The sequence below is a fragment of the Halomonas sp. genome, assembly GCF_041689495.1.
GTDB lineage: Bacteria > Pseudomonadota > Gammaproteobacteria > Pseudomonadales > Halomonadaceae > Halomonas.
Map to the genome: position 1 here is coordinate 1 of NZ_JBDNGD010000419.1, position 5191 is coordinate 5191.

At 61.8% G+C, this 5191-nt stretch carries 4 protein-coding genes; all 4 read right to left on the minus strand.

The window, feature by feature from the left end; all coding sequences use genetic code 11:
- Window positions 1-221: 221 nt before the first annotated feature.
- The 4 genes from ACESMD_RS12965 to ACESMD_RS12980 all read right to left on the minus strand — a co-directional run bounded on the left by ACESMD_RS12965 (window position 222) and on the right by ACESMD_RS12980 (window position 4809).
- Window positions 222-1706 (minus strand): diguanylate cyclase, encoded by a 1485-nt coding sequence (locus tag ACESMD_RS12965; protein WP_372613805.1) that lies wholly within the window; start codon window positions 1704-1706, stop codon window positions 222-224.
- Window positions 1707-1887: 181 nt separating this feature from the next.
- The gene (locus ACESMD_RS12970; protein ID WP_372613807.1) at window positions 1888-2556 is read right to left on the minus strand and encodes an alpha/beta hydrolase; all 669 of its coding nucleotides are present in this window, start codon (window positions 2554-2556) and stop codon (window positions 1888-1890) included.
- 75 nt (window positions 2557-2631) lie between these two features.
- A complete protein-coding gene (locus ACESMD_RS12975; RefSeq protein WP_372613809.1) occupies window positions 2632-4401 on the minus strand; it encodes an SLC13 family permease in 1770 nt (589 codons plus the stop codon).
- A 201-nt stretch (window positions 4402-4602) separates the two neighbouring features.
- On the minus strand, window positions 4603-4809 hold the full coding sequence (locus tag ACESMD_RS12980) for a cold-shock protein (protein WP_106230015.1): 207 nt from the start codon (window positions 4807-4809) through the stop codon (window positions 4603-4605).
- Window positions 4810-5191 lie beyond the last annotated feature (382 nt).

Consider the following 5191-nt stretch of genomic DNA (forward strand, 5'->3'; position numbering starts at 1 on the left):
AGACATAGCGACTGCAGGACGCACAGAACACCTTGTCATCGGGATTCTTCACCTGCGAGACACGCATTCGGTGATTACCACAATTCGAGCAGGCAACCGGCAGGCGAAAATCGACGGAAAGTCCTGACATGCTGTTTCTCCCTCGCGTGGACATGGACGGGACCCTTTTTACCCTTTGGGGCGATAAGGCGAAACTCACGGTATTCAGGGCCAGGGCGGCCTCAGGCCATGCGATTCCCTGCAGAGATCCGGTCCGGCAAGAACCCCGGTGGCCCATAGACCCGGTTGCGTCCCGTCTCCTTGGCGCGGTAGAGAGCGTGATCGGCATTGGAGAGCGCACCGTCCAGGCTGCCGTCGGGCTCGAGGATGGCCAGACCGATGCTCACCGTGAAATGAATCGCGTGGCCGTCGATATCCAGCTCGATGCGCTCCACCCCCTGGCGCAACCGTTCCAGAATTGCCCAGGCCTCCTCCAGCTCGGTATCGACCAGCAATACCGCGAATTCCTCGCCGCCGATCCTGGCAAAGATATCATAGGGACGCAGGCATTCGAGGCAGGTCATGGCGAAGTTCTCGAGCGCCAGATCGCCGGCGGCATGGCCGAGGGTGTCATTGAGTTGCTTGAAATGATCAAGATCGAGCATCGCCAGGGGCAGCTTCCGCTTTCGCCGAGACGCATGCGCCAGCACCGCCTCCCCCTGCTCGAAGAAGGCGCGACGATTCAGCACGCCGGTCAGCATGTCGGTACCCACCAGCCGCTGAATCAGCTGTTCAGTATGCTTGCGCTCGCTGATGTCAATCAGGAGTCCGTCCCAATGGGTATTCCCATCAGGTCGGCGTCGTGAAATAGCTCGTCCCTCCAGCCAGCGAGCGCCCTCCGGCAAGCTGAGGCGAAATTCCAGGTACCAGGGGTCCAGACTGACCGACGACTGAGTCAGCGAGGCAGCCAGGCGGTGACGATCATCGGGGTGGACCCGCTCCAGGAACCTGGATGCATCCTCGATCACCCCGTCCGGCGAGAGCCCACACAACTGCTGGAGACCCTCACTGAGGTAGAGAAATTCGAGTCGACCCAAGCGATCATGGCGACTCTCGAAGACCACCGCCGGCAGTCTCGACACGGTATTTTGCAGACTGCTGAGGAATATCCGATCATGGAGTTGGTCCCGATGGGCGCCGGTAACATCTTGCTGGAGGATCAAAAGGCGTCGATTGCCCCGGGCATTGTCTGTATCGGGCAATATCACGGTGGCCCGATAACGCCATTCGCCATCACTCAGGCGAAAGGACAGTACACCCTGCCAGGGTGTCTGGTGCGCGACTACCCGATCGATAGCGCGACGCAGTCCGCCCGCCAGTGGCTCCGTGTCCAGCAAGGTGACGCGTCTGCCGACCAGGGAAACGGGGGCGTAGCCGACATGCTGCGCGATATCCGGGTTGACCTGCTCGATCACCCCCTGCTCATCGACGAGCACGACAGCCCCGGGGAAGTCCCTGAGCAGACGGCTCGCGAGGGACCCTTCCAGGGTCAGACGGCGGTCTCTCGCCCGCGCCTCGCACAGATAGAGGATCCCCAGTCCGATGACCAGGACAACACCCGTGGCGAGCAGCGCAGGCCCTGGGCCCCACCATCGCCAGCCACCAGCAAGCAGCAATGCCAGGGAAAGCGAAACCAGGAAGCTCACCCACCAGTGGGGCCATCTCATTCCTCGTGGCGCTCTGCTTCCTTGCCTGAATCCCGCGGCTCTGTCCATTTATCCCGCCTTGATGGCTTACGGCGATCGATGATCGCCTCCTTCAGCCTAGACCACGCGACGGCGATTTTCCGGACACCGTTGCAGGCATGACATCGCCCACGGCGAGCCGCCTCTGACTACCGGGTCGCCATCAGCGCGAGAGCCGCTTACCCAGCCAGGCCCCGATATCGGCAACCTGCTGTGGACAGACCGCATGAGCCATTGGGTACTGACGATACTGCGCAGGATAGCCAAACGCAAGGACCCTTTCATAGGCTGCCCTGCCGAGGGCTTCCGGCACCACCGGGTCGAGATTGCCGTGATGCACCTCGATGGAAAGGCCACGATTGGCCTCGGCAAGAGTAATACCGTCGGCGGTAGCGAAGTAGGTGGACATGGCCAGCAAGCCGCCCAGCGGCTGCGAGAACGAAAGGGCCGCCTGGTAGGCCACCGCCCCACCCTGGGAAAAGCCAGCGATGATGATGCGCCGGCTGTCGATCCCGCTATCGATCTGAGCCTGGACCAATCCCTGGATACGTTCCGCTGAGGCAAGCAGCTGCGTTTCGTCGACCTGGCGGTCGAGATTCATCTCGAGGATGTCGAACCAGGCCGGCATGACCATGCCGCCATTGATGGTCACCGGGAGGCGTGGCGCATGGGGGAGGATGAAACGTACGGCGTCGTCGGTCGGCAGCGGCAATGCAGGTACCAGGGGTTCAAAGTCTCGGCCATCGGCACCCAGGCCGTGGAGGATCAACACACAGGCATCGGCAGGCCTGCCGCTGCGCGGCTCGATGATCAATTCACCGGGATGACTCATGGTTAGGATTTCCGTGTTCGCCCAAAAGAAGACACCCTACCGCAATCGCCACGGGGCGGCGAGGCCCTGCCCGGTTCAGAATGGCCAGAACCAGGGAATCAGCCCCAGTACCACGACGGCCGTGATGAGGTTGAGCGGCCCGCCAAGGCGCAGGAAATCGGCAAAGCGATAACCGCCCGGACCGAGCACCATGAGGTTGGTCTGATACCCGATAGGGGTAAGGAAGCAGGCCGAGGCGGCGAACATCACCGCCACCACGAAGGGCATGGGGCTTACGCCAAGGGTTTCCGCACTGGCCATCACGATGGGGAAGGTGATCACCGCCGCGGCGTTGTTGGTGACCACGGAGGTGAGCAGCGTCACCAGGAGGTAAACCGCCACCAGCAGCAGCCAGGGACTGCCGCCGGACAGGCCGAGCACGCCTGAGGCCAGCGCCGAGGCGGCACCCGAGGTTTCCAGGGCGGCACCCAGGCCGAAGGAGGCGGCGATGGTCAGCAGCACCTGGGTATCGAGCCCCCGCTTGGCCGCCCCAACCGAGCAGCAGCCCGTGAACAGGACCAGGGCGGCACCCAGCATGGCCGCGTTCATCATGCTCATCACGCCTAGGGTAGCCAGCAGCACCACGCCGGCCAGAATGCTCCAGGCCAGCCAGGCCTTCTCGTGGACAGGGCGTGCAGCGCCATTGACCTGGCTGATCAGCAGGAAGTCCCGGGACTGGCGGTGGCGCTCGATGAACGGCGTCCGGGCCTCCAGCAGCAGCACATCGGCCGGCTGCAGGCGCACCTGGCCAAGGTTTCCGGCCACCCGCTCCCCGCCTCGACACACCGCCAGTACCGCCGCCCCATAGAGGGTGCGGAAGTGGCCGTCACGAATGCGCTGGCCGATGAACTGGCATTGGCTGGACACCACCGCCTCCACCAGCCGGCGTTCGCGGAAATCCTTCTCGAGACTAGACCCCCCGTGGCGTGACGGCATAAGGCCGCGAATCTGCTGAAGCTCCACCGCCGCCTCGGAGGTCCCGGCGAAAACCAGCCGATCGCCGGCCTTGAGTTGCTCGCCCGGGCCCACCACGCTGACGATATTGCCATCGCGCTCGATCTCGACCAGAAACAGGGCCTGAAGGTGGCGCAGGCCCGCCTCCTCCACCGTGCGATTGACCAGGGGCCCTTGAGGATCGACTTCCATCTCGATGGTGAACTCACGAGGATTGTCGAAGACGGTATCGGATCCAGGGCGCTTCGGGAGGAACCGCGGTCCGAGCAGCACCAGGTAGATAAGGCCGGCGACGGCAACCGGAACGCCGACCCAGGCGATATCGAAGAGCCCCATGGCCAGGGAGGGATCACGGTCGATCAGCAGACCATGCACCACCAGGTTGGTGCTGGTGCCGAAGAGGGTGATGGTGCCGCCGAGGATGGAGGCAAAACTGAGCGGCATCAGGAAGCGTTGCGCGGGACGATCGAGACGACGACTCCAGCCCAGCACCGCGGGGATATAGGTGGCCACCACCGGCGTATTGTTGAGAAAGCCACTCAGAGACGCCACCGGCAACAGGAGTCGCACCAGAGCCCTGCCCTCGCTTTCGGGACGCCCCAGGACATGCCGGATGATCAGGTCGATACCGCCGGTCTCGCGAATGGCGGTCACCAGTACATACATGAAGGCCACGGTGAACAGGCCCGTACTCGAGAAACCGCCCAGCGCCTGACCGGGATCGATGACGCCCAGGGTCAACAGCAGCATTACCGCGGCCAGAAGGACCATGTCCGGACTGAAGCGTGAGAAGGCCATCAACGGAAAGACGGCAGCAACGACGACGAGGCTAATCCAGGCATCCAGCGACATGAGGCAATCCGGTCAGGAATCGGGTAACCGGGCCATTGTGGCGCCTCTGTCTTATACAAAAAAGTTATTTTTAGAAATTTTTAGATTCGATATAGGAATAATTGAGCATTTCGACCCTCCCACGAGAAAGTCCCGCTTTCGCGGACCTTTCTGGACTACCCTGAGGTAATCACATCACGGCATGACAAGGTCGGTTAGGACTCAGTCGATAACCTGGATGTTGGAAGCCTGGAGGCCTTTCTTGCCCTGGGTCACGTCGAAGGAAACCTTCTGACCATCCTGCAGGGACTTGAAGCCTTCGGCCTTGATCTCGGAGAAGTGAGCGAACAGGTCGTCACCGTTGTCGTCCGGAGAAATGAAGCCGAAGCCTTTAGTGTCGTTGAACCACTTGACTGTACCAGTAGCCATTTATCGAATTCCTCGAATAGCTGTAGAGTGCCGGGAATACCCGAGTTGAGTGGGTAAAACAAGAAACTTTCACCGGGAAACCGACGCTGTTCAAAGCTTTCGATGACCACTTGCGATGTTAGACTTGCTAACCAACTGACCGCATGTTGCCCCCTTGCCCCCCTCCCGTCAAGCGCAAATGCGTCGAACAGCAGGAAAGTTTCTTCCTGGCCAGAACCCGGCCCGCTGCACCTAAGGCGCAAAAGGCACTGTGCCTTCCCGAGGGTGTGAGGCATCCATGGATGCAGCCCGGTCCTCACGGGCAATCATGGCACTAGCGCCACCTAAGCGGCGCAGCGTTGAACGCCATGGATCATTGAACTGGGGAGAACTCAAGCGGGCC

Excerpts from the sequence above, each read along its gene's own strand:
- ACESMD_RS12965 (WP_372613805.1), bottom strand. The coding sequence starts at position 1,706 with ATGAGATGGCCCCACTGGTGGGTGAGCTTCCTGGTTTCGCTTTCCCTG.
- ACESMD_RS12970 (WP_372613807.1), bottom strand. The coding sequence starts at position 2,556 with ATGAGTCATCCCGGTGAATTGATCATCGAGCCGCGCAGCGGCAGGCCT.
- ACESMD_RS12975 (WP_372613809.1), bottom strand. The coding sequence starts at position 4,401 with ATGTCGCTGGATGCCTGGATTAGCCTCGTCGTCGTTGCTGCCGTCTTT.
- ACESMD_RS12980 (WP_106230015.1), bottom strand. The coding sequence starts at position 4,809 with ATGGCTACTGGTACAGTCAAGTGGTTCAACGACACTAAAGGCTTCGGC.